Source organism: Arcicella sp. GW458-12-2-14-TSB2, assembly GCF_059423785.1.
The window spans coordinates 17,868-38,006 of the sequence record NZ_JBWKYN010000014.1 but is presented as its reverse complement, the minus strand read 5'-3'; the positions used below and the strand labels follow the sequence as shown (position 1 = coordinate 38,006).

The following is a 20,139-nucleotide window of genomic DNA, read 5'->3' as shown; positions in this document are numbered from 1 at the left end:
AAAAAATCTATATATATGATATCCTCAGACGCAAATATATTATGCTAACACCCGAAGAATGGGTTCGCCAACACTTCGTTCATTTTTTAATCAACCATTATCACTATCCTAAAAGTTTAATCAAATTAGAAAGTTCTTTAAAATATAATACACTACTCAAACGAACAGATATCCAAGTGTTTGGGAGAGACGGTAAATTAAAGATGATTATCGAGTGTAAGGCTCCCTATATTCCACTTAGTCAACAGGTTTTTAGTCAGGTAGCGGAGTATAACCAAGTATTAAAGGCAGAATTCCTGACCATTACTAACGGAATGGTATATCATTGTTGTAAAACAGATTGGGAAAATATGAATCTTGAGTTTCTAAAAGATTTACCCTTATTTGTCTAAAATTTCATGTTTCTATAATTTCATTCATCATTCACATCACTACCTTTGTGAAAAAAACCTTCATCATGGTCTCAAAAAATATCTTGTCCATTGTACTTTTCTTCGCTCTGACAGCTTCTTTTGCTCAGAAACCAAAAACTCAAACAACGTCAACAACCTTAGCAAAACCTAAATTAGTAGTAGGTATTGTAGTAGACCAGATGCGTTATGATTATTTATATCGCTATTATGATAAATATAGTGCGGGTGGTTTCAAAAGACTAATGAATGAAGGGTTTAACTGTCGAAACAACCACTACGACTATGCTCCAACGGTTACAGCGGCTGGGCATGCAGCTATTTTTACAGGTTCTGTTCCTGCAATTGACGGTATCGTAGGGAACGAATGGTTTGACCAAAAATATAATCGTTCAGTATATTGCGTGGAGGACTCTACTGTAAAAACAGTAGGGGCAGACTCTAAAGCAGGATTGATGTCTCCTAAAAACTTATTAGTTTCTACCATTACTGACCAACTAAAGATTGCCAATGCATACCAATCAAAAACGATAGGTATTTCATTGAAAGACAGAGGCGCAATCTTACCAGCAGGACATACAGCCAATGGTGCTTACTGGTTTGATTCTAAAGATGGTTCTTGGATTACCTCAACCTTCTATATGAACGAATTACCACAATGGGTAAAAGATTTTAATGCTAAAAAAATGCCATTGAAATACATGGCTGAGGGCTGGAAAACACTTTTGCCAATTGAGCAGTATACAGAGAGTTCAATGGATAATCAACCCTTTGAAAGTAAATTGGCGGGTGAAACTAGTCCAGTTTTTCCGCATGAATTAGTAGGTAGAGCAGGCGTAAATTTACTAGAAGTACTAAGAACAACGCCTTTTGGAAATACCTTGACGAAAGATTTTGCTTTGGCAGCTTTAGCAAATGAGAATCTAGGGAAAGGTCCTAAAACCGACTTCTTAACAGTTAGTTTTTCATCAACAGATTACGTAGGGCATTCATTTGGACCAAATTCAATAGAAGCAGAAGATACCTATTTGAGATTAGACAAGGATATTGCTGAAATCTTAACGACTTTAGATAAAACACTCGGCAAGAACAATTATTTAGTATTTTTAAGTGCAGATCATGGCGTAGCGGATATTCCAGGATTCTGGCAAGCAAATAAATTACCTGCTGGGATATATGAACGTTCAAAAGCAACTGCTGAAATAAAAGCGGCGTTGAAAGCAGCTTTTGGCGAAGGTGATTTTATAAAAGCAGAGGACAATTCTCAATTATATTTGAATTATGCTTTGTTAAGTGAAAAGAAATTGTCATTTTCACAAGTATATGAGGTAGTTAGAGAAACTTTGTTGAAACATGATGAAGTAGCCGACGTTGTTGACTTTCATAATATCGGGAATAGTACTTTACCAGATTATCAGTTGAAATTTCTCAAAAATGGCTATAATACTAAACGTAGTGGTGATATTTCTGTGGTGTTAAACCCAAGTTGGTTTAGTGGATATAAAACTGGGACAACGCATGGTACTCCCTATAGATATGATACGCACGTACCATTATTGTTTTTTGGTTGGGGCGTGAAAGCTGGAGAAACCACTACAAGAACTAATATTTCCGATATTGCACCAACCGTTGCAGATATATTAAGTATCCTCGAGCCTAACGGCAGTGTTGGAGGAGTAATTGCAGGGGTAAAACAATGAAAAAGGTTTTTGAAATAACAAAATGGCATACTTTTAGTTAGTTTATTTTGTAGAATTTGATTAAAATAAACTAAATTACCAATCTAAATAAAAAATACAAAAACGTATGAAGATAGCAGTAGTCGGAACTGGATATGTAGGCTTAGTAACAGGTACTTGTTTTGCAGAGACAGGAAATCAGGTAGTTTGCGTAGACATCGATGCAAAGAAAGTTGAAAAGATGAAAAATGGCATCATTCCTATTTATGAGCCAGGTCTTGATGTTTTATTTAATAGAAATACAGCAGAAGGGCGTTTGAAATTCACGACAGATTTAGCCGAAGGAATCAAAGATGCCAAAGTGATTTTCTTAGCATTACCAACACCTCCAGGTGAAGATGGTTCAGCTGATTTAAAGTATATTTTAAAGGTTGCTAATGATTTAGGTCCTATTTTAGATCAATACGTAGTAGTAATTGATAAAAGTACAGTACCAGTAGGAACAGCAGAGAAAGTACATGCAGCTATTGCTAAAAATGCTTCAACAGATTTGTTTGATGTAGTATCAAATCCAGAATTCTTACGAGAAGGTGTTGCTGTAGAAGACTTTATGAAACCCGACCGTGTGGTAATCGGAACGAGTTCAGAAAAGGCAAAAGGAGTAATGACAAAATTATATGCTCCGTTAGTACGTCAAGGTAACCCTGTTATTTTCATGGACGAACGTTCAGCTGAAATGACTAAATATGCCGCTAATGCATTCTTGGCAACCAAGATTACGTTTATGAACGAAATTGCTAACCTATGCGAAATGGTAGGAGCAAACGTAGATGATATTCGTAGAGGAATTGGTACTGATTCAAGAATTGGTAAGCGTTTCTTATTCGCAGGAATTGGTTACGGCGGAAGCTGTTTTCCTAAAGACGTTCAGGCTTTAGAGAAAACTTCAAAAGACTCTGGTTATGACTTCCAAATATTGAAAGCCGTAATGACAGTAAATGAAGACCAAAAGACGAGATTAATACCGCATATCAAAGCACATTTTGGTGGAGATTTGAAAGGGAAAGTATTTGGGATGTGGGGCTTAGCCTTTAAACCATATACTGATGATATTCGTGAAGCACCAGCGTTGTATAATATCAAAGAATTGCTAGCAGAAGGAGCTATTATAAAAGCCTTTGACCCAGAAGCAATGGAGAACGTGAAGGGAGTAATTGGTGATACGATTACTTATACAAAAGGTCCTTATGAAGCTATCAAAGATGTGGATGCGTTATTGATTATGACAGAGTGGCCACAGTTCCGTACACCAGAATTTGAGGTAATGGAAGTGTTGTTGAAGAATAAAGTAATCTTCGATGGTCGTAATTTATACGAATTAGATCAAATGAAAGAACTAGGATATACTTATTATTCAATTGGTAGAGATACAGTCAAATAATTGTGATTGAGTGAGTTGTGATTGAGTGATTTTATACAAAGCATTAATTTTCTAAAAAATCACTCAATCACTAATTCACAAATCACTAACTATATAAAAATATGAAACGAGTATTAATAACAGGTGGAGCAGGATTTTTGGGGTCTCACCTTTGTGATAGATTTATCAAAGAAGGATTCCATGTTATAGCCATGGATAATTTGATTACAGGTGATTTGAAGAATATCGAACACTTATTCAAACTACCTAATTTTGAATTTTATCATCATGATGTTTCTAAATTTATCCACGTTCCGGGTGAATTAGATTATATCCTTCACTTTGCCTCACCAGCCTCTCCGATTGACTATTTGAAAATTCCAATTCAAACCTTAAAGGTAGGTTCATTGGGTATTCATAATTGTTTAGGATTAGCCAGAGTAAAGAATGCAAGAGTATTGATTGCTTCAACTTCTGAAGTATACGGTGACCCAACAGTTCACCCACAACCAGAAGAATACTGGGGTAATGTGAATCCAGTTGGCCCTCGTGGTGTTTATGACGAAGCGAAACGTTTCCAAGAAGCAATGACGATGGCATATCATACTTTTCATGGTTTAGAGACAAGAATTGTACGTATATTCAATACTTATGGCCCAAGAATGCGTCTGAATGATGGCCGTGTATTGCCTGCATTCATCGGTCAAGCTTTAAGAGGCGAAGATTTAACGATGTTTGGAGATGGTTCACAGACAAGAGCATTCTGTTATGTAGATGACTTGGTTGAAGGTATCTATCGTTTGTTATTGAGTGATTATGCACAACCAGTAAATATTGGTAATCCAGATGAAATCACTATCAAAGAATTCGGAGAAGAAATCATCAAATTGACAGGAACAGAGCAAAAGTTAATCTCATTACCATTACCAACAGATGATCCTAAGCAACGTAAACCAGATATTACAAAAGCGAAGGCTATTTTAGGTTGGGAACCAAAAGTGAGTCGTTCAGAAGGCTTGAAGATTACCTATGAATATTTCAAATCTTTATCGAAAGAGGATTTATTCAAAATGGCAAATCACAGAGAATTCGAAAAGAAATAAACATAAAAAAGCCTCAAACGTTAGTTTGAGGCTTTTTTATTACCATCTAATTAAGGCTGAACCCCAAGTAAAGCCACTACCAAAAGCAGCGAGACAAATTAAATCTCCATCCTTTACTCGCCCAGTTTCCCATGCTTCGCAAAGGGCTATTGGAATAGAAGCAGCGGTAGTATTGCCATATTTTTGAATATTGTTCATTACTTTATCTTCCGAAAGCCCCATCTGTTGACGAACATATTCTGAAATCCTTAAATTAGCCTGATGTGGCACCAATAAATCTATCTCCTCAGGTTTAAGTCCATTTTTATCTAATGCTTCACGTATTACTTCTGGAAAACGCACAATAGCATGCTTGAAAACGGCATTACCATTCATGATAACATCACCTGAGTTTTTGTCTTTTACTAGATTATCAAAGAATCTGCCCCCACTGCTACTACTACTTGGTTCTTTTACATATAAATCCTCTGCATATCTGCCATCAGCGTGCAAATGCGTTGAAAGTATTCTATGGTTTTCATCCTCAGTGGCTTGTAATACTACCGCACCCGCACCGTCACCAAAAATTACGGCAACGCCTCTGCCTTCGTTAGTAGGGTTTAGGAAAGTAGATTGCACCTCAGCACCAATCACCAAGATATTTTTATACATCCCCGAGCGAATGAATTGGTCAGCAGTCGATAACGCATAAATAAAACCAGAACATTGATCGCGGATATCTAATACCCCCACACTTTGTATCCCTAATTCTCTCTGCATCACAAACCCAGGACCTGGGAAATAATAATCGGGTGTGATGGTCGCATATACAATAAAGTCAATATCTTCTGGTGTAATTCCAGCGCGTTCTATCGCTATTTTGGCTGCTTCGGTGGCCATTGAAGCATTGGTATCTTTGCCAGCTGTAAAATATCTACGTTCTTTAATACCAGTTCGTTCGGTAATCCAAGCGTCGGAGGTGTCCATTAAAGTTTCTAAATATTGATTGCTGATAATATTTTCAGGTACGTAATGTCCGATACCTACGATTCTTGAGTAAATCATAAACAAATTTTTAAATGCAAAGCAAAATTATGAATTTTCATGAAAATATTAGATTATTTTGAGAGTATAATTGGGTGGTTTAATTTTTTAATTCAATAGAATTAATTAAAAATATTAATTGTTTAAGATAAGGATAGTATATAAATGAATTTAAAGTTTTCTTTTTAGATTTGTATTATCAATAAAATATGATAGAATTATGCAACAATTCAAATTCGATAGAGAGAAATGTACTTCTGTTTTGTTGTACATTACTAAAAAATTGGAGAGAGCAGACTTTCTTCGTGTCTTTAAAATTTTGTATTTTGCAGAGCAAGAACATTTGGTTAGGTTTGGTCGCCCCATCGTTGGAGATAGTTATATTGCAATGAAACATGGACCAGTTCCTTCTACTATTTACAATGAATTAGGCAATATTAGAAGTGGCTTGGGTAAATTAATAGATGGAATTGTTAAAAATAACATTAGCTTTTCTGACTACTTTGAGGTGAAGGCGGATAAAATTATTGTTGCCAAAGTTGACCCTGATATTGAGGGGATTTCTGAATCTGAGTTGGAATGTTTGGATGAATCATTAGAAAAAAACAAGTACTTGTCTTTTAATGAATTATCTGAAAAGTCACATGATTTGGCTTGGAATAGAGCCAATATAAATGATGAAATGGATGTTTTAGACATTGCTGAATCGGGTGGAGCAAGTAAAGAAATGCTTCAATATATTTCTTTTTTAGTAGAAAATGAAAATTTATCTTTTGTATGACGGATTTAAGCGACTTCTTTCCGCAGTCGTACCGAGATGATTTTGCTGAAAGAAATGTTCAAAAAGGTGCAATTATTAGAGTATTCGTAAAGGATACTAAACCACCTAAAATTAAACGATTTATCATTGTGGGTTTTTCGAGCGATAAAGTTTTACTTGGAACGGTTTTTATTAATTCAGAAATTAATCCAAATGTATTCAAAACAGAGGATTTGAAGGGTCTTCATGTACCAATTGATGCCAAGAATCATGGATTTATCGACCACGATTCATTTATTGATTGTTCTAAAATTCAAGAAAGAAGTTATGAAGAAATTAAACAGCTTCTTTCAAAAGACCCGGAGTGCTTAAAAGGAATAGTCTCAGAAATAACGATGAAAGCTATCTCTGAGACTATTTCAAATGCTAAAACAATCCCCACAAAGCAAAAGCGAAAATTTGGTTTTTAAACTGAAAAGCTTTCGCCACATCCGCAAGTACGGGTAGCATTAGGGTTTTTGAATTGAAAACCTTTACCGTTCAAGCCATCTGAAAAGTCAAGTTCTGTCCCTGCTAAGTATAAAATCGATTTTTTATCAACCATGATTTTTACTCCTTTGTCTTCAAACACCATATCAGTAGTTTGCGGTTGAGAAGCAAAATCAAGATTATACATTAATCCAGAACATCCTCCGCCTTCCACAGCAACTCTAACGTTAAAGTCGCTCGTAAGTCCTTCTTTCTGACGCAATTCTATGATTTTGTTAGCTGCTATTTCTGTGATGGTTACCATATCTTTATGAAAATTATTTCCTATTTTAATCTTTATAACGGCAAAGTTAATCGGAAAGTTCATAGAAAGCACGCTGTATTGAATCCAATATTGAGATAAAATACAATTTATTTCAAAGGCAAATGTACTTCAGCCATCATACAACGAGCAGACCCTCCGCCATTTCCTTCTATCATCGATAAGTCAAAATGGTGAATAGTGGTATAATCTTCAAGCGTAGCAATTTGCTTAGGTGTTAGTGAATAATAAGCTGCATCAGACATTACTAAAATTTTATCACCTTGCAAACTCCTTATTTCTAACATATTACCAGCAAAGTTATTCATCTGTTCCAACGATATTTCTATGATTCTTTTACCATGTTGTTCTAAGGCATTTCGTAAGGTAAGTCGCTCATCTAAATTTTTGATAGCATCTAAACATACCACCGAAAACATATCCCCTACACACATCAATACATTGGTATGATAAATCTGTTTCCCATTGCCATCTACCGCTTCAAAAGACACTATTGTATAATTTGTTTTTGCACTAAATTCTGACAATACATCCTGATTAGTTCTAGGCGAAATACAGGCATAGGCAATCTTATTCTTGCGGTCGAGCACCATTGAACCTGTTCCTTCCAAGAATTTATTATCCTTTTCAAAAGAAGATAAATCGATTCTTTTGTTCACATAAAATCTTTCTTGAAGGCTATTGATAATATCCTGTCTACGTTCTAAGCGTCTGTTTTCAGCCTGCATTGGATAGAGGATAACTGTTCCATCACTATGAAATGAAATCCAATTATTAGGGAAAATAGAATCAGGCGTGTGTGGGTTTGCGGTATCCTCCACAACAATGATATCTACACCAGCTTTTCGAAGCTGTGCCACCATTTCATCAAATTCTTTTAAGGCAATTTCTTGTGAAGTTGCTTGTGTTTCTTTGCCAAAAGCTTGGTTTTGAAAAGCATTGGAAGTGGCAGTTTGTTCATTAAAACCAAAACGAACAGGACGAATCATTAAAATATGAGCAGTAGTCTGATTTTGCATGGCTTAATCAATTTACGATGATAGTTCACTTCTTAAAATGGGCATCGACATACAGTGCGAGCCACCTCTTGCTCTGGATAACTCAGCCGATGGAAGCATAATAAAGGTATTTTGAACCGTTTCGGGCGAACGCCTTCCTGATTCAAAATCATTTAATAAATCTTCCATTTTGATGGTTTCAAACCCCATTTCTCTAAAAGCCTCAAGGGTTTTATCATTCCTATCATAGCCAATCACAACCCCTTCTTTTACAGCCAGTAAATTACAAGAGTCTGTCCACTGTTCTCGGGCGCCAAAAGGAAATTCATTATTACCAGAATAGATAAATTTCACATCTAAGGGTTGAACACCGAGGTCGTAAATAGAAATTTCGGTTAATAACTCCTCTAAACTAGCTATTTCACGAGGCTCATGTGCCTCTCCACGACGGAACTGAACGATATGTACTTGTTCTGCTTTTTTGGAAGGTAACAAGCCTGCTTTAATCAACACCTCATCTTCTGCTTGTAGTTGTGGTTTAGCCAACGAACCCAACAATACCCACATATTACGTTTTACTTGCGTAAAAACGGTATCAATATGCATATAATCACGTTTGTTCGGGATTTTGACCAATGTAATTTTATCTACTATCTTCTTTTCAAACAGAATCTTAATGACTTGCTTAGCCGCATTTACGGTGGTTCTTTCTGAAATGCCAATCAATAAATGATTTTTGGCTACCATCATTACATCGCCCCCTTCCAACGTCGTTTGTGCTTCGTTAGCTTCGTATTCTGGTAACAAGAAAAGCGTTTCGTTATCGGGTATTTCGATAAGATTTTTGCGAACATCTTCAAAAATGGGATGATTGAAGAAGATATACTGAACCAATAAAGCCTCACGTGTACGGGCTTGTTTTTTGGGACGATTCAGTAAAATATGGTTGTTAATCGTAATGCCAATATCACGCGTAAAAATAAAATTAGGGATAGGCGGGAAAAGCATTTCTCCGGAAGGCGTACTACCCGAAATCAAGGTTTTTGCTAATTCGATAGGAGGGAGGTTGTATAGTTCATCATGCGTGCTATACCATTCTTTCTCTATCGCACAGGCCGCCGCTACTAGCTTCATCCTCACTAAATTATCCTCTAAAATATCAGATAATAATTTTTGAAGTTCTATTACTTTATCTGAATTGAAATATTCAGGATGGTCGGGTTTAAAGAAGTTACGGTCTTTATCAGCATCAATAGCAGCTAATTTACCTTTAATTTTATCAGGGTCAAGAAAATAGAGCAAGGTTTTTACATAAAAATCATATTCCTGACGACGCATTGTATCTAAATGCACAATGTCTTCAAAAAGCCAGTCTTGTGCTTTTGAAGGCACTACTTTCCCTAAACCGCTATCTGGACTATGAATGAGCAATCGCCTAAGTGTGCCTAATTCAGAAGAAACTTGGATGAGATTTTCCATAAACAATGATTAATAAAATCTGATTTCTCGCAAGTACTCATAATTTTTTAGCAATGTCAAGCCTGTTTTGAAAGGTAATTTTGAAAACATACCCTATTGAATTTAAACCCTGTTTTTAATGAATAATTTTTTTAGAAAATAATATGAGTTTTGAACAGTTCATCTTGATTTTAAACTTCATCTTGAGATTTTATTCTTAATAAAAGGCTAAAAATATAGTAATAAGCAAACTTTTTTCAATTACTTAGAGTTGTTCTAAATAAAGTGTAGTATTTAAAAAATACAATATTTAATTTTGTATCATGATTGGGAAAATTGTGTTTGATTTCTCCATTTGGGAATTATTAAACTAACGAAACAATTGTACCCCATAAATCAAGGTTTAGAAATTAATAGATAAAATGCTCAAAATAGACAATTTACAGGCAAAAATTGGGGAGAAGCAAATCCTCAGAGGAATTAATCTTGAAGTTAAAGCGGGTGAAGTACACGCAATCATGGGACCAAACGGTTCTGGTAAAAGTACTTTAGCTTCAGTATTAGCAGGACGCGAAGATTACGAAGTAACTGCTGGAAGCGTAGATTTTAACGGAACAGATTTATTAGAATTAGCAGCTGAGGAACGTGCAGCAGAAGGTGTTTTCTTGGCTTTCCAATATCCAGTTGAAATCCCAGGGGTTTCAACAACCAACTTTTTGAAAACGGCTGTTAACGAGATTCGTAAATATCGTGGTGAAGAACCAATGGATGCCGTGCAGTTTTTAAAGATGTTCAAACAGAAAATGGCTTATGTAAATATTGACCAATCTTTGTTGAACCGTGCTTTGAACGAAGGTTTTTCTGGTGGTGAGAAAAAGAAAAATGAAATTTTCCAAATGGCGGTACTTGAACCTAAATTAGCCATTTTGGATGAAACAGATTCAGGTCTTGATATTGATGCACTTCGTATCGTAGCAGAAGGAGTAAACAAATTGAAATCTCCAGACAATGCTGTGATTGTAGTTACTCACTATCAACGTTTGTTAGATTATATCGTTCCTGATTTTGTTCACGTATTATACAAAGGACGTATCGTAAAATCTGGTACTAAAGAATTAGCTTTAGAATTAGAAGAAAGAGGTTACGACTGGATTAAGGCAGAAGTAGATGCTGAAGAATTGGGTGAAACAATCGCTTAATTGAATAGAGATTTTTATTGCGCATTGGGCAACCGATACTGCATCAATATCAATTATTAACATGGATAATAAAGATTCATTAAAGGCTCAATTGATTTCAGACTTTCAAGCCATTGAAGGACGCATGAATGGAGAAGCAAAATCTCCTGTTCATCAAGTTCGTCAACAAGCCTTGAAAACGTTTGAAACCTTGGGTTTTCCGACGATAAAACACGAAGAATGGAAGTATTCTAATGTCAAAAACTTGATTAATCAAGCATTTGAATTCAATGCTCCTTCTGATTTTTCAGCGCAAGATGTAGCGGATTCTTCTATTCCTAATCTTGAAGGTAATATACTTTACTTTGTAAATGGTGTTTACAATGCCGAGCTTTCTTCTATTGTAAGTCCAAGTTCAGAATTACAAATTTTAACTTTTGCAGAGGCTGTTAAACAAGAGCCTGCATTAGTTGAACAGTATTTTAATAAATATTCTGATTCAGCAAGCAATGCTTTCACGGCATTGAATACTGCCTTTGCTCACAACGGAATTTTTGTGCATGTTCCTGCTAATAAAATAGTAGAACAACCAGTTATTTTAAGATTCATCGCTGATGCCCGTAATGTAAATGTAGCATCACAACCAAGAAATTTGATTGTTGTAGGCAAACGTTCACAAGTACAAATTGCAGAAGCTTATCGTTCATTGGGTGATAATTCTTCGTTTACCAATGCTGTAACAGAATTTGTGGTAGAAGAAGAAGCAAACGTTCACTATTACAAAGTTCAAAACGAATCTGATAAAGCTTATCACATTGGTACTACATCGGTACTTCAAGCTGGTAAATCAGTTTTTACTGCCAATACAGTAACTGCCAATGGTGGTTTTGTACGTAATAACTTGAATATCAAAATTGATGGTGAATATGCAGAAGCAAATATGTTTGGCTTATACATTCCAAACAAAAAACAGCATATTGATAATCATACTGTTGTAGACCACGCTAAGCCAAATTCAGAATCGCACGAGTTGTATAAAGGTATTTTGAAAGACAACTCAGTAGGGGTTTTCAATGGTAAAATATTTGTTCGTCAGGACGCTCAGAAAACAAACGCTTTTCAATCTTGTAAAAACGTATTGATGTCTGAAAATGCTTCGATGAACACGAAGCCACAATTGGAAATCTGGGCGGATGATGTAAAATGTTCACATGGTACTACTACTGGTCAATTGAATGAAGATGCTTTGTTCTATATGCAAGCACGTGGTATTTCAAAAGATTCAGCAAGAGCATTATTGATGTTGGCTTTTGCTCAGGAAGTGATTGATAAAATGCAAATTCCTGCGATTAAAGAATATTTACAGGAATTGATTATTGATAAGATTTATCAGGGATAATATACGCAGGAGAGTAGTATTTTACCATAACATTTGTTGAGGTGAAATGCTGGAAAGATGATTTGCTAAAGCAAAAAAAGCACCATTGAAACCATGATAACGACCGATATTTTAGATATACAAAAAATAAGAGCTGATTTCCCTATTCTTGAACAAGAAATTAATGGAAAGAAATTGGTTTATTTTGATAACGCTGCTACTACGCAAAAGCCAACAGCCGTTATTGATGCCATTGCTCATTATTATAATTTTGATAATGCCAATATTCACAGAGGGATTCACACACTAGCGGAAAGAGCTACGCGTGACTTTGAAGCTTCAAGAGAAGCCGTTCGTGAATTTTTGGGTGCGTCTTCTACGGAAGAAATTATCTTTACTTCAGGAACTACCCAAGGAATTAATTTGGTAGCAAGTACTTTTGGTAGGAAATTTATCAAAGAAGGCGATGAAATTATTGTGTCGGGCATGGAACACCATTCCAATATTGTGCCTTGGCAAATGCTTTGTGAAGAAAAAGGAATAACACTAAAAGTGATTCCTGTCACTGAACAAGGAGAATTGGATATGGAAGCGTATGAAAATTTACTTTCTGAGAAAGTAAAACTAGTAGCGGTAAACCATGTGTCTAATTCATTGGGAACAATCAATCCTGTAAAAGAAATTATTGCTTTAGCCCACGAATATGGTGCTAAAGTATTAATTGATGGCGCTCAGGCTACCTCACATTTTAACATAGATGTGCAGGATTTGGATGCTGATTTTTATGCGTTTTCGGCTCATAAATTATACGGACCAACAGGTATGGGTGCTTTGTATGGCAAAAAAGAACTCTTGAATGCTATGCCTCCATACATGGGTGGTGGTGAAATGATTAAGGATGTTACCTTCGAGAAAACTACTTATAACGAATTGCCTTATAAGTTTGAAGCAGGTACGCCTAATATTGCGGATGTAGTAGCACTAAAAACAGCGTTAGAATATGCTAATGCGCTGGGAAGAGAGAACATCGCAGCACATGAAGATATGTTGTTGAGCTATGCAACCGAGCAATTATCTGAGATTGAAGGATTGAGAATTATCGGTCAAGCTAAGAAAAAAGTGTCTGTATTGAGCTTTGTGATTGATGGAATACATCACCAAGATATTGGCGTATTGCTTGATAACCAAGGAATAGCCGTAAGAACGGGGCATCACTGTACACAACCTTTGATGCAAAGATTTAATTTACTTGGAACTTCAAGAGCCTCTTTTGCGGTTTATAACACGATAGAGGAGATTGATAGATTAGTGGCAGGTATTCATCGAGTAAAGAAAATGTTATTATAATTTGTAAATGGGCATCAACTTGTTTACAAATTATTCAAAATAATTTATGACTATCAACGAAACACAAGACGAAATCATTGATGAGTTTGCACTTTTTGACGATTGGGCAGATAAATATGAATACATCATTGATTTGGGTAAAAAGTTAAAAGGTTTGCCAGAAGAGCAAAAAACAGAAGATAATATCATCAAGGGTTGCCAAAGTAGAGTTTGGCTGAATGCTAAATTTGAAGATAATAAATTATTGTTTGAAGCAGATTCTGAAGCAATCATCGTAAAAGGTTTGGTGAATATGTTAATCAGAGTATTATCTGGTCATACTCCCGAAGAAATTACTGCTGCTGACTTGTATTTTATTGATAAAATTGGAATGACTTCGCATTTAGCTCAAACCCGTTCAAATGGGTTGGCTTCAATGGTAAAGCAAATGAAAAATTATGCTATTGCTTACGGGTTGAAGGCTTAGTTTTTCAGAAAATAAATAGTAAGAATTCATAATCATTGATAGAAATCATGTCGGAAGTAGATTTAAAAGAAGAGGTAATCAGAGCATTAAAGGGCGTATATGACCCAGAAATTCCTGTGGATGTATATGAACTAGGATTGATTTACGATATTAAAATTTTTCCAGTAAACAATATTTACATTTTGATGACTTTAACATCACCTTCATGCCCATCGGCTGAGGCCATTCCTGTTGAAATCGAGCAGAAAATTCGTGAGATTGAAGGTGTAACAGATGTAAGTGTTGAATTAACTTTTGATCCCCCATATTCACAAGACATGATGTCTGAGTCGGCCAAATTGGAACTCGGTTTTATGTAATTGTGTTTTTAATCAGATTGCCGCACTAATGATTGCGTGTCATTAGGTATATTTTTTATTACAAGACAAAATCATATTTGAAGTGTTTCTTTGAAGGACAATTTTCAAATTGACTATTTTTCAAATTTTCAAACTTTATATTATGTACCCAGAACATTTAGTAGCTCCAATGCGTGCTGACATCGTAGAAGGAGGATTTACAGAATTAAAATCAGCTACAGAAGTTGATCAAGTATTGGCTGAAAAAGGAACAACGTTGGTATTTATCAACTCAGTTTGTGGTTGTTCAGCTCGTACTGCTCGTCCAGGTGTAAAAGAAGCTGTTTGGAACTCTGCTAAAAAACCAGAACATTTAGTGACAGTTTTTGCAGGTGTTGACCAAGAAGCGACTCAAAAAGTTCGTGAATATCATTTACCTTATCCTCCATCTTCTCCATCAGTAGCATTGTTTAAAGATGGTGAATTGGTTCATTTTGTAGAACGTCACCACATCGAAGGTCGTTCGGCTGAAATGATTGCAGGACATTTGGAAATGGTTTTTGACGAATTCTGTGCATAGTATCAAATACTTTCCAACAAAAAAGCAGGCTTTCAATATTTGAAAGCCTGCTTTTTTATGATTAGCCTTTTATTTTTTGTATTGCTCAATAATCCTGAATATTGTCTTTTGTGTTTCTAAGCTTTTGAAATATTCAAACATTAATTCATGCCCTTCATAGCTAAGCACCAAAGCTGTTTCTAAATAATTAAAGGCTTCTTGGTATTTACCTGCCTTAATTAAATAGATAGATGCTCTGTAATACAATTCAGCTTCTTCGGGCATAATATCAATAGCAGATACCATTAGTTCAGCCGCTAAATCAAAATCACCTTGTTCATGAACCAATGCTGACCATTTAATCCATGCTTCTGGATTAATAGGCTCTAATTCAGCTGATTTTTGATAGGCTTCCATGCCAGAAGTAATATTCCCTAAGTTTGTTTCAGCATCAGCCAAGGCTAACCAGTAATAAGCATTTTGGTCATCAAGGCTCAGTGCTTTTTTGATAAAATGAATAGCTTCTATCCATCTTTTCATTTCGCACAAACAAATGCCTACACCAAAATACCCGTCATCCCATTCAGCATCAAGCTGGATAGCATATTTGTAATAATGGATGGCTTCTGAAAATCGTTCTTGACGTTCAATACTAGCCCCTAAGCAACAATACACTTCGGGACTAATGTCTTCGTGTTCCAAACAATAACGATAATTCTCTTCCGCTTTTTGCCAATTGCTTAAATTCATGTACGAATTCCCTAGATTGAAATAAGCAGATGAAAATTTGTCATTGATGGCAATGGCATATTCATAAGCATCGGCAGCCTCTTCAAACTTTGCAAGCTTAGAATAAGCGATTCCAATATTGTACCAAGCATTTTCAGAGAACGGGTCAGTATCAATAAACTGCTGATAGTAAGGCAGAGATTCTTCCAATTTACCAATCTCGTCCAGACTATTGGCTAGCTCATATAGCGCATTTTCATTCTTGATGTTGGCTTCAATCGCTTGTTTAAAAGCGGCCACAGCATTGTGGTGCTTACCCCAGCTTTGATAAGCCAAACCGATATGGAAATATACTTCGTCACGCTCTTCGGCAATGTCCAAAATCTCTGTTAAGAGTTCTATGGCAGTTTGGTAATCACCTTTCAGGTTATAAATAGTACTCTTCAGGTAAATGGTATCGCTATCCGAAGGATTGAAAATCTCAGCTTGCGTTACTACTTCCAAGGCCTCATCATGCTTGCCTTGGTTGGCTAGTAATTCTGCCTTACAGAGCATCAATTCTAAAGAATATGGATATTGTTCAAGGGCAATGTCACAGGCTTGCATGGCATCTTCTATCTTACCTTCTTCCATATAATGCTCAACGATTTGCTCGTAAGTATCAAGGTCAAAGAAAGAATTCTCCCTACGTTTGAGCATAGACTCAAAACGCCTCACTGAATGCAGTGTCTCTTCTTGGCGGTCTTCAAAATCTTGTTCCATCATTTGATTGCAGGGGGTGAGGTGATGTTTATCAGTGGCTGGAAAAATATTTATCAACATTATTGATAAATGTTTTAGGTTATGCCAAACTCTCTTTATTGCTAAGATAATAAAAAAACTTTTAATTTACCAAAATTGGAATAGTAACATTCATCTTAGTTTCTATATTTAACTAACATATATCATAGGATAATTTTAGCTTTTTATGAAACATTTTTACGATACTTTCTAGCATTGTTACTACACTATTAATTTAAAAACTATTTAGTATTATCTATGTATTTAGCTTTTAAAACAAAACAAATACGGTTTAAGGTTTCATCCAAGTCCTTGAATTTCAAACCTAATTGGTTTTTTACTTTATCATTGGCATAATAAAAGTGATGACTTGATGTCAAAACCGTTTCTTTGGTAATTAACGGAGCCTTTCCTGTGAAATAACTTCTTACTGCTTCTACCCGCCAAATAATGGCAGTTAAAAATTTACTTATTAACTTTCTAGGAGGCTTTTTATTGAGTAAGGTGGCTACTTTTTCAAAGAAATCTTTGTAAGAAACATAACCACTATTTAAAATAAACCTTTCTCCAGAAACATCTGAAGTCATTAACTGGAAAATACTCTCGGTTACATCTACGATATCTACGTAATTTAGGGTGCCTTTAGGATAGAAAGAATGTTCTTCATTCGCATATTTGAATAATTGCGTACTACTTTTACCCCAGTCGGCTTCTCCTAAAATCAATGAAGGATTTACAATCACTGATGCCAAACCTTCCGAAAAGCCTCGCCAGACTTCCATTTCAGCCAAGTATTTAGATTTAGCATAATTAGAATTCAATGGACTTTCTTCCCAAGTTGCTTTTTCATCAATCGTAATGATAGACTCATGCTTGGCTTCAATAGGAATTTTTCTGCCTATAGCCGCTACTGAACTAACGAAACATATTTTTTCTACACCATGCGAAATACAACTATTCACAATATTGGCTGTACCTTCAATGTTGGTTTTAAACATAATGTCGCGGTCTTTGGGTGCAAAAGATACAATTGCCGCAGCATGTACAACCAAATCAACCTCCCTCATTAATTCATCTAAAAACATTACATCCAAAATATCACCATCTTTCCAAGTGATTTCAGAAGCTATTTCTTTGATGAGTGATAAGTCGCTTGTACTTCTTTTTAAGCCAATTACTTGATAGCCAGCCTTTAAGAATCGCTTAGCTACAAAACTACCCACCAAGCCAGTAATGCCAGTGATTAGGATATTTTTAGGTTCTTGAATCACAATAATTTTAACATAAAAACATTCATGTACATTTGTGTTACAAAGGTAAATCCAAATCATCAGAATCAATTACAAAGTGATAAAGAAAGCGTTTATAGATTTAGGGACAAATACTTTTCAGCTACTGATTGTAGCCCAAGAAGGCAGTTCATACCAAAAGATACATGAAGATAGTTATGCCGCCAAAATTGGATTAGGAGGGATTTCATCTGGAGTAATTACGCCAGAAGGCATCCAAAGAGCCATTGTAGCATTAAAGTACTTTCAGGAAAAACTAACTCATGAAGAAGTAGCTACTGAAAATATTTTTGCTACTGCCACTAGCGCTGTTCGCAATGCAAGGAATGGAGAAGAATTTTGTAAAGAAATATTTACAGAAACTGGCATCAGTATCAATGTGATTTCTGGTGAAGAAGAGGCCGCATTGATTTATGAAGGCGTAAAGTTAGGGACACAGATTGGAAAAGAAACGTCGTTGATTATTGATATTGGTGGCGGGTCGGTTGAATTTATCATTTGTAATCATGATAGAGTTTTTTGGAAACAGAGTTTTGAAATAGGTGGACAAAGATTGATGGATAAGTTTTTCCTTTCAGACCCTATCACACCGCGTTCAGTACAATTATTGAAGCAGTATTTAGAAGAAAAATTGCTACCATTAACTAATGCTGTGCATCAATACGCACCAATTTGTGTCATTGGTTCAGCAGGATCATTCGAAACCCTGATTGACTTATATTTCATGAAGACCTTTGGGCATTTACCACCCACAGAACAGGTTTCTTTTGACCTGCCCATTGCCGAATTTTATGATTCATTTTTGAAAATAGTTTCGGCTAATCATGATGAAAGAATGGCGCTGGCTGGAATGATAGAACTTCGGGTAGATATGATTGTAGTAGCAGTTTGTTTGATAGAGTTTGTATTAAAACGTTATGATATTCATCAAATAAAAGTATCGAACTTTGCGTTAAAGGAGGGAATACTGAGCAAACAGCTTGCACTTCACTCATTTTAAAGAAAAAAACTGACCTATATACCTGCTAACATACAGTTGTATAATGTTTTAATACTGAGAATTTTAAGGTTTTATAAGCTATTGATTAACCAATAATTTTCAGATAAGGCATATCACATAAGTCATTTTTTTTCGTTAAACTTGTTAAAAATTAATTAATCTCCAACATTTTTTTTCAACGATTCAAGCTCAAATTTTAAACTTGACTCTTCGTAATCCGTAAAAGCTATGCAGATCTTTCTAAGTATCCTATTACAAACTAACGTTATTTCTCCAGACTCTGTAACTACTTCGCTTGCTAATGGAGCGACAAAAGCTGACCAAGAAATGAATATTTTGAACCTCTTGGAAAAAGGAGGTTGGGTAATGATTCCAATTTTTATATTGTTTGCTATTGCCTTATTTTTATTTTTGGAAAGATATTTTTATATCCGTAAAACTGCCAAACTTGATAATAACTTTTTGTTTTCAATCCGTGAAATGTTGTATGTAGGCAATGTACAAGGGGCTATTGCTTATTGTAAAAACTCACAATTCCCGATTGCTAGACTCTTAGAAAAAGGATTGAACCGTTTAGGGTCGCCTATTCGTGATATAGAAACAGCCATTGAAAATACGGCAAGAGTAGAGATTTATAACATGGAAAAAAACCTTGGTTTTCTTTCAGCTATTGCTAAAATTGCCCCTATGTTCGGTTTCTTGGGTACTGTTTCAGGGATGATTCGTACTTTCCATAATATTTCAGTAGCCAATAAAATTGATATTAGTACTATTGCAAGTGGTATTTACGAGAAAATGGTTACTTCGGCAACAGGTTTGATGGTGGGTATTATCGCTTACTTTTTCTATACCATTCTTACTACGATGATTGATCGTGCTGTGAATAAAATGGAAGTTACAGCGATTGATTTCTTAGACATTTTGCATAAACCAGCATCAACTAAATAATTTTTAATGGCTGATTGCAAAAATTAAGCATTCATTCTTCATTGTTGAAAATATATGAATATAAGAAAACGTACTCGTGAACAATCTGAAGTAGAAACTGGCGCATTAGCAGATATACTTTTTTTCTTGATGATGTTCTTCTTGATGATTTCAACCTTGGCTAGTCCAGATGCCATCAAGTTGTTATTACCAGAATCGTCAACCGCCCAACAAACGGCAACGAAAGAAAATATCAGATTGACAGTTGATGAAAACAACAATTATTTTGTAGATGATAATCCAGTTCCTTTTGAAGAACTGGAAACATACCTTGGTGATGAAGCCAAAAAGAAAGGCTCTGAAACCGTAATTTTGAGAATAGCCAAAGATAGAACAGTTCAGGATTTGACAAAAATCCATGATATTGTAGCCCGTTTGAACCTTGGAATGGTAATGGCAACCGATAAGTTATAAATAAGTCAGTTT

21 protein-coding genes are annotated in these 20,139 nt (G+C 35.5%); 15 read left to right on the top strand and 6 right to left on the bottom strand.

Annotated elements, in window-relative coordinates; genetic code table 11:
• Positions 1–41 precede the first annotated feature (41 nt).
• The 4 genes from AC07XN_RS03620 to AC07XN_RS03605 all read left to right on the top strand — a co-directional run bounded on the left by AC07XN_RS03620 (position 42) and on the right by AC07XN_RS03605 (position 4,612).
• Complete coding sequence (locus tag AC07XN_RS03620; protein WP_309920286.1) at positions 42–392, top strand: type I restriction enzyme HsdR N-terminal domain-containing protein; 351 nt, start codon at positions 42–44, stop codon at positions 390–392.
• A 47-nt stretch (positions 393–439) separates the two neighbouring features.
• Complete coding sequence (gene pafA, locus AC07XN_RS03615; protein ID WP_494742059.1) at positions 440–2,110, top strand: alkaline phosphatase PafA; 1,671 nt, start codon at positions 440–442, stop codon at positions 2,108–2,110.
• A gap of 106 nt (positions 2,111–2,216) precedes the next feature.
• Positions 2,217–3,530, top strand: a complete 1,314-nt coding sequence (locus AC07XN_RS03610; RefSeq protein ID WP_309920283.1) for a UDP-glucose dehydrogenase family protein — start codon at positions 2,217–2,219, stop codon at positions 3,528–3,530.
• Between the two features lie 101 nt (positions 3,531–3,631).
• Positions 3,632–4,612 (top strand): UDP-glucuronic acid decarboxylase family protein, encoded by a 981-nt coding sequence (locus AC07XN_RS03605; RefSeq protein WP_323248188.1) that lies wholly within the window; start codon positions 3,632–3,634, stop codon positions 4,610–4,612.
• 39 nt (positions 4,613–4,651) lie between these two features.
• Here AC07XN_RS03605 and AC07XN_RS03600 read toward each other — a convergent pair whose 3' ends face one another.
• Positions 4,652–5,656, bottom strand: coding sequence for a beta-ketoacyl-ACP synthase III (locus AC07XN_RS03600; protein ID WP_494742058.1), 1,005 nt, complete (start codon positions 5,654–5,656; stop codon positions 4,652–4,654).
• 199 nt (positions 5,657–5,855) lie between these two features.
• Here AC07XN_RS03600 and AC07XN_RS03595 point away from each other — a divergent pair, with 199 nt between their 5' ends.
• On the top strand, positions 5,856–6,416 hold the full coding sequence (locus AC07XN_RS03595) for a Panacea domain-containing protein (RefSeq protein ID WP_494742057.1): 561 nt from the start codon (positions 5,856–5,858) through the stop codon (positions 6,414–6,416).
• Positions 6,413–6,865 (top strand): hypothetical protein, encoded by a 453-nt coding sequence (locus AC07XN_RS03590; RefSeq protein WP_494742056.1) that lies wholly within the window; start codon positions 6,413–6,415, stop codon positions 6,863–6,865. The genes AC07XN_RS03595 and AC07XN_RS03590 overlap by 4 nt, the downstream gene beginning before the upstream one ends.
• On the opposite strand, the gene AC07XN_RS03585 is transcribed toward AC07XN_RS03590, so the two are convergent.
• The 3 genes from AC07XN_RS03585 to AC07XN_RS03575 form a co-directional block, all read right to left on the bottom strand.
• Positions 6,862–7,188, bottom strand: a complete 327-nt coding sequence (locus tag AC07XN_RS03585) for a HesB/IscA family protein (RefSeq protein ID WP_184131079.1) — start codon at positions 7,186–7,188, stop codon at positions 6,862–6,864. The two genes, AC07XN_RS03590 and AC07XN_RS03585, sit on opposite strands and share 4 nt — an antisense overlap.
• Before the next feature lie 107 nt (positions 7,189–7,295).
• Positions 7,296–8,225, bottom strand: coding sequence for a citrulline utilization hydrolase CtlX (gene ctlX / locus AC07XN_RS03580; protein ID WP_494742055.1), 930 nt, complete (start codon positions 8,223–8,225; stop codon positions 7,296–7,298).
• 12 nt (positions 8,226–8,237) lie between these two features.
• Complete coding sequence (locus tag AC07XN_RS03575) at positions 8,238–9,683, bottom strand: arginine deiminase family protein (RefSeq protein ID WP_494742054.1); 1,446 nt, start codon at positions 9,681–9,683, stop codon at positions 8,238–8,240.
• Positions 9,684–10,084: 401 nt separating this feature from the next.
• On the opposite strand from AC07XN_RS03575, the gene sufC reads away from it, so the two are divergent.
• The 6 genes from sufC (at position 10,085) to AC07XN_RS03545 (ending at position 14,949) form a co-directional block, all read left to right on the top strand.
• Positions 10,085–10,861 (top strand): Fe-S cluster assembly ATPase SufC, encoded by a 777-nt coding sequence (gene sufC / locus AC07XN_RS03570; protein WP_309920269.1) that lies wholly within the window; start codon positions 10,085–10,087, stop codon positions 10,859–10,861.
• Between the two features lie 61 nt (positions 10,862–10,922).
• Entirely contained in the window at positions 10,923–12,239 is a 1,317-nt protein-coding gene (gene sufD, locus AC07XN_RS03565) for a Fe-S cluster assembly protein SufD (RefSeq protein WP_494742053.1), read from the top strand.
• A gap of 93 nt (positions 12,240–12,332) precedes the next feature.
• Positions 12,333–13,565 carry a SufS family cysteine desulfurase gene (locus AC07XN_RS03560; RefSeq protein ID WP_494742052.1) on the top strand — a complete coding sequence of 411 codons (1,233 nt, stop codon included), beginning with the start codon at positions 12,333–12,335 and terminating at the stop codon, positions 13,563–13,565.
• A gap of 46 nt (positions 13,566–13,611) precedes the next feature.
• Positions 13,612–14,031 carry a SufE family protein gene (locus tag AC07XN_RS03555; RefSeq protein WP_309920260.1) on the top strand — a complete coding sequence of 140 codons (420 nt, stop codon included), beginning with the start codon at positions 13,612–13,614 and terminating at the stop codon, positions 14,029–14,031.
• A 47-nt stretch (positions 14,032–14,078) separates the two neighbouring features.
• Positions 14,079–14,390 (top strand): DUF59 domain-containing protein, encoded by a 312-nt coding sequence (locus AC07XN_RS03550; protein ID WP_309920258.1) that lies wholly within the window; start codon positions 14,079–14,081, stop codon positions 14,388–14,390.
• A gap of 142 nt (positions 14,391–14,532) precedes the next feature.
• Positions 14,533–14,949, top strand: coding sequence for a BrxA/BrxB family bacilliredoxin (locus AC07XN_RS03545; RefSeq protein ID WP_309920256.1), 417 nt, complete (start codon positions 14,533–14,535; stop codon positions 14,947–14,949).
• A 69-nt stretch (positions 14,950–15,018) separates the two neighbouring features.
• Here AC07XN_RS03545 and AC07XN_RS03540 read toward each other — a convergent pair whose 3' ends face one another.
• A complete protein-coding gene (locus AC07XN_RS03540; protein WP_309994609.1) occupies positions 15,019–16,422 on the bottom strand; it encodes a tetratricopeptide repeat protein in 1,404 nt (467 codons plus the stop codon).
• Between the two features lie 257 nt (positions 16,423–16,679).
• Positions 16,680–17,708 (bottom strand): SDR family NAD(P)-dependent oxidoreductase, encoded by a 1,029-nt coding sequence (locus tag AC07XN_RS03535; protein WP_309920251.1) that lies wholly within the window; start codon positions 17,706–17,708, stop codon positions 16,680–16,682.
• 76 nt (positions 17,709–17,784) lie between these two features.
• Between AC07XN_RS03535 and AC07XN_RS03530 the strand changes: the two genes are divergently transcribed.
• From AC07XN_RS03530 to AC07XN_RS03520, 3 genes are all read left to right on the top strand, one after another.
• Positions 17,785–18,726 (top strand): Ppx/GppA phosphatase family protein, encoded by a 942-nt coding sequence (locus tag AC07XN_RS03530; protein ID WP_494742051.1) that lies wholly within the window; start codon positions 17,785–17,787, stop codon positions 18,724–18,726.
• Positions 18,727–18,954: 228 nt separating this feature from the next.
• The gene (locus tag AC07XN_RS03525) at positions 18,955–19,674 is read left to right on the top strand and encodes a MotA/TolQ/ExbB proton channel family protein (RefSeq protein WP_309920246.1); all 720 of its coding nucleotides are present in this window, start codon (positions 18,955–18,957) and stop codon (positions 19,672–19,674) included.
• A 54-nt stretch (positions 19,675–19,728) separates the two neighbouring features.
• The gene (locus tag AC07XN_RS03520) at positions 19,729–20,127 is read left to right on the top strand and encodes an ExbD/TolR family protein (protein WP_309920244.1); all 399 of its coding nucleotides are present in this window, start codon (positions 19,729–19,731) and stop codon (positions 20,125–20,127) included.
• The last annotated feature ends 12 nt before the right edge of the window (positions 20,128–20,139 follow it).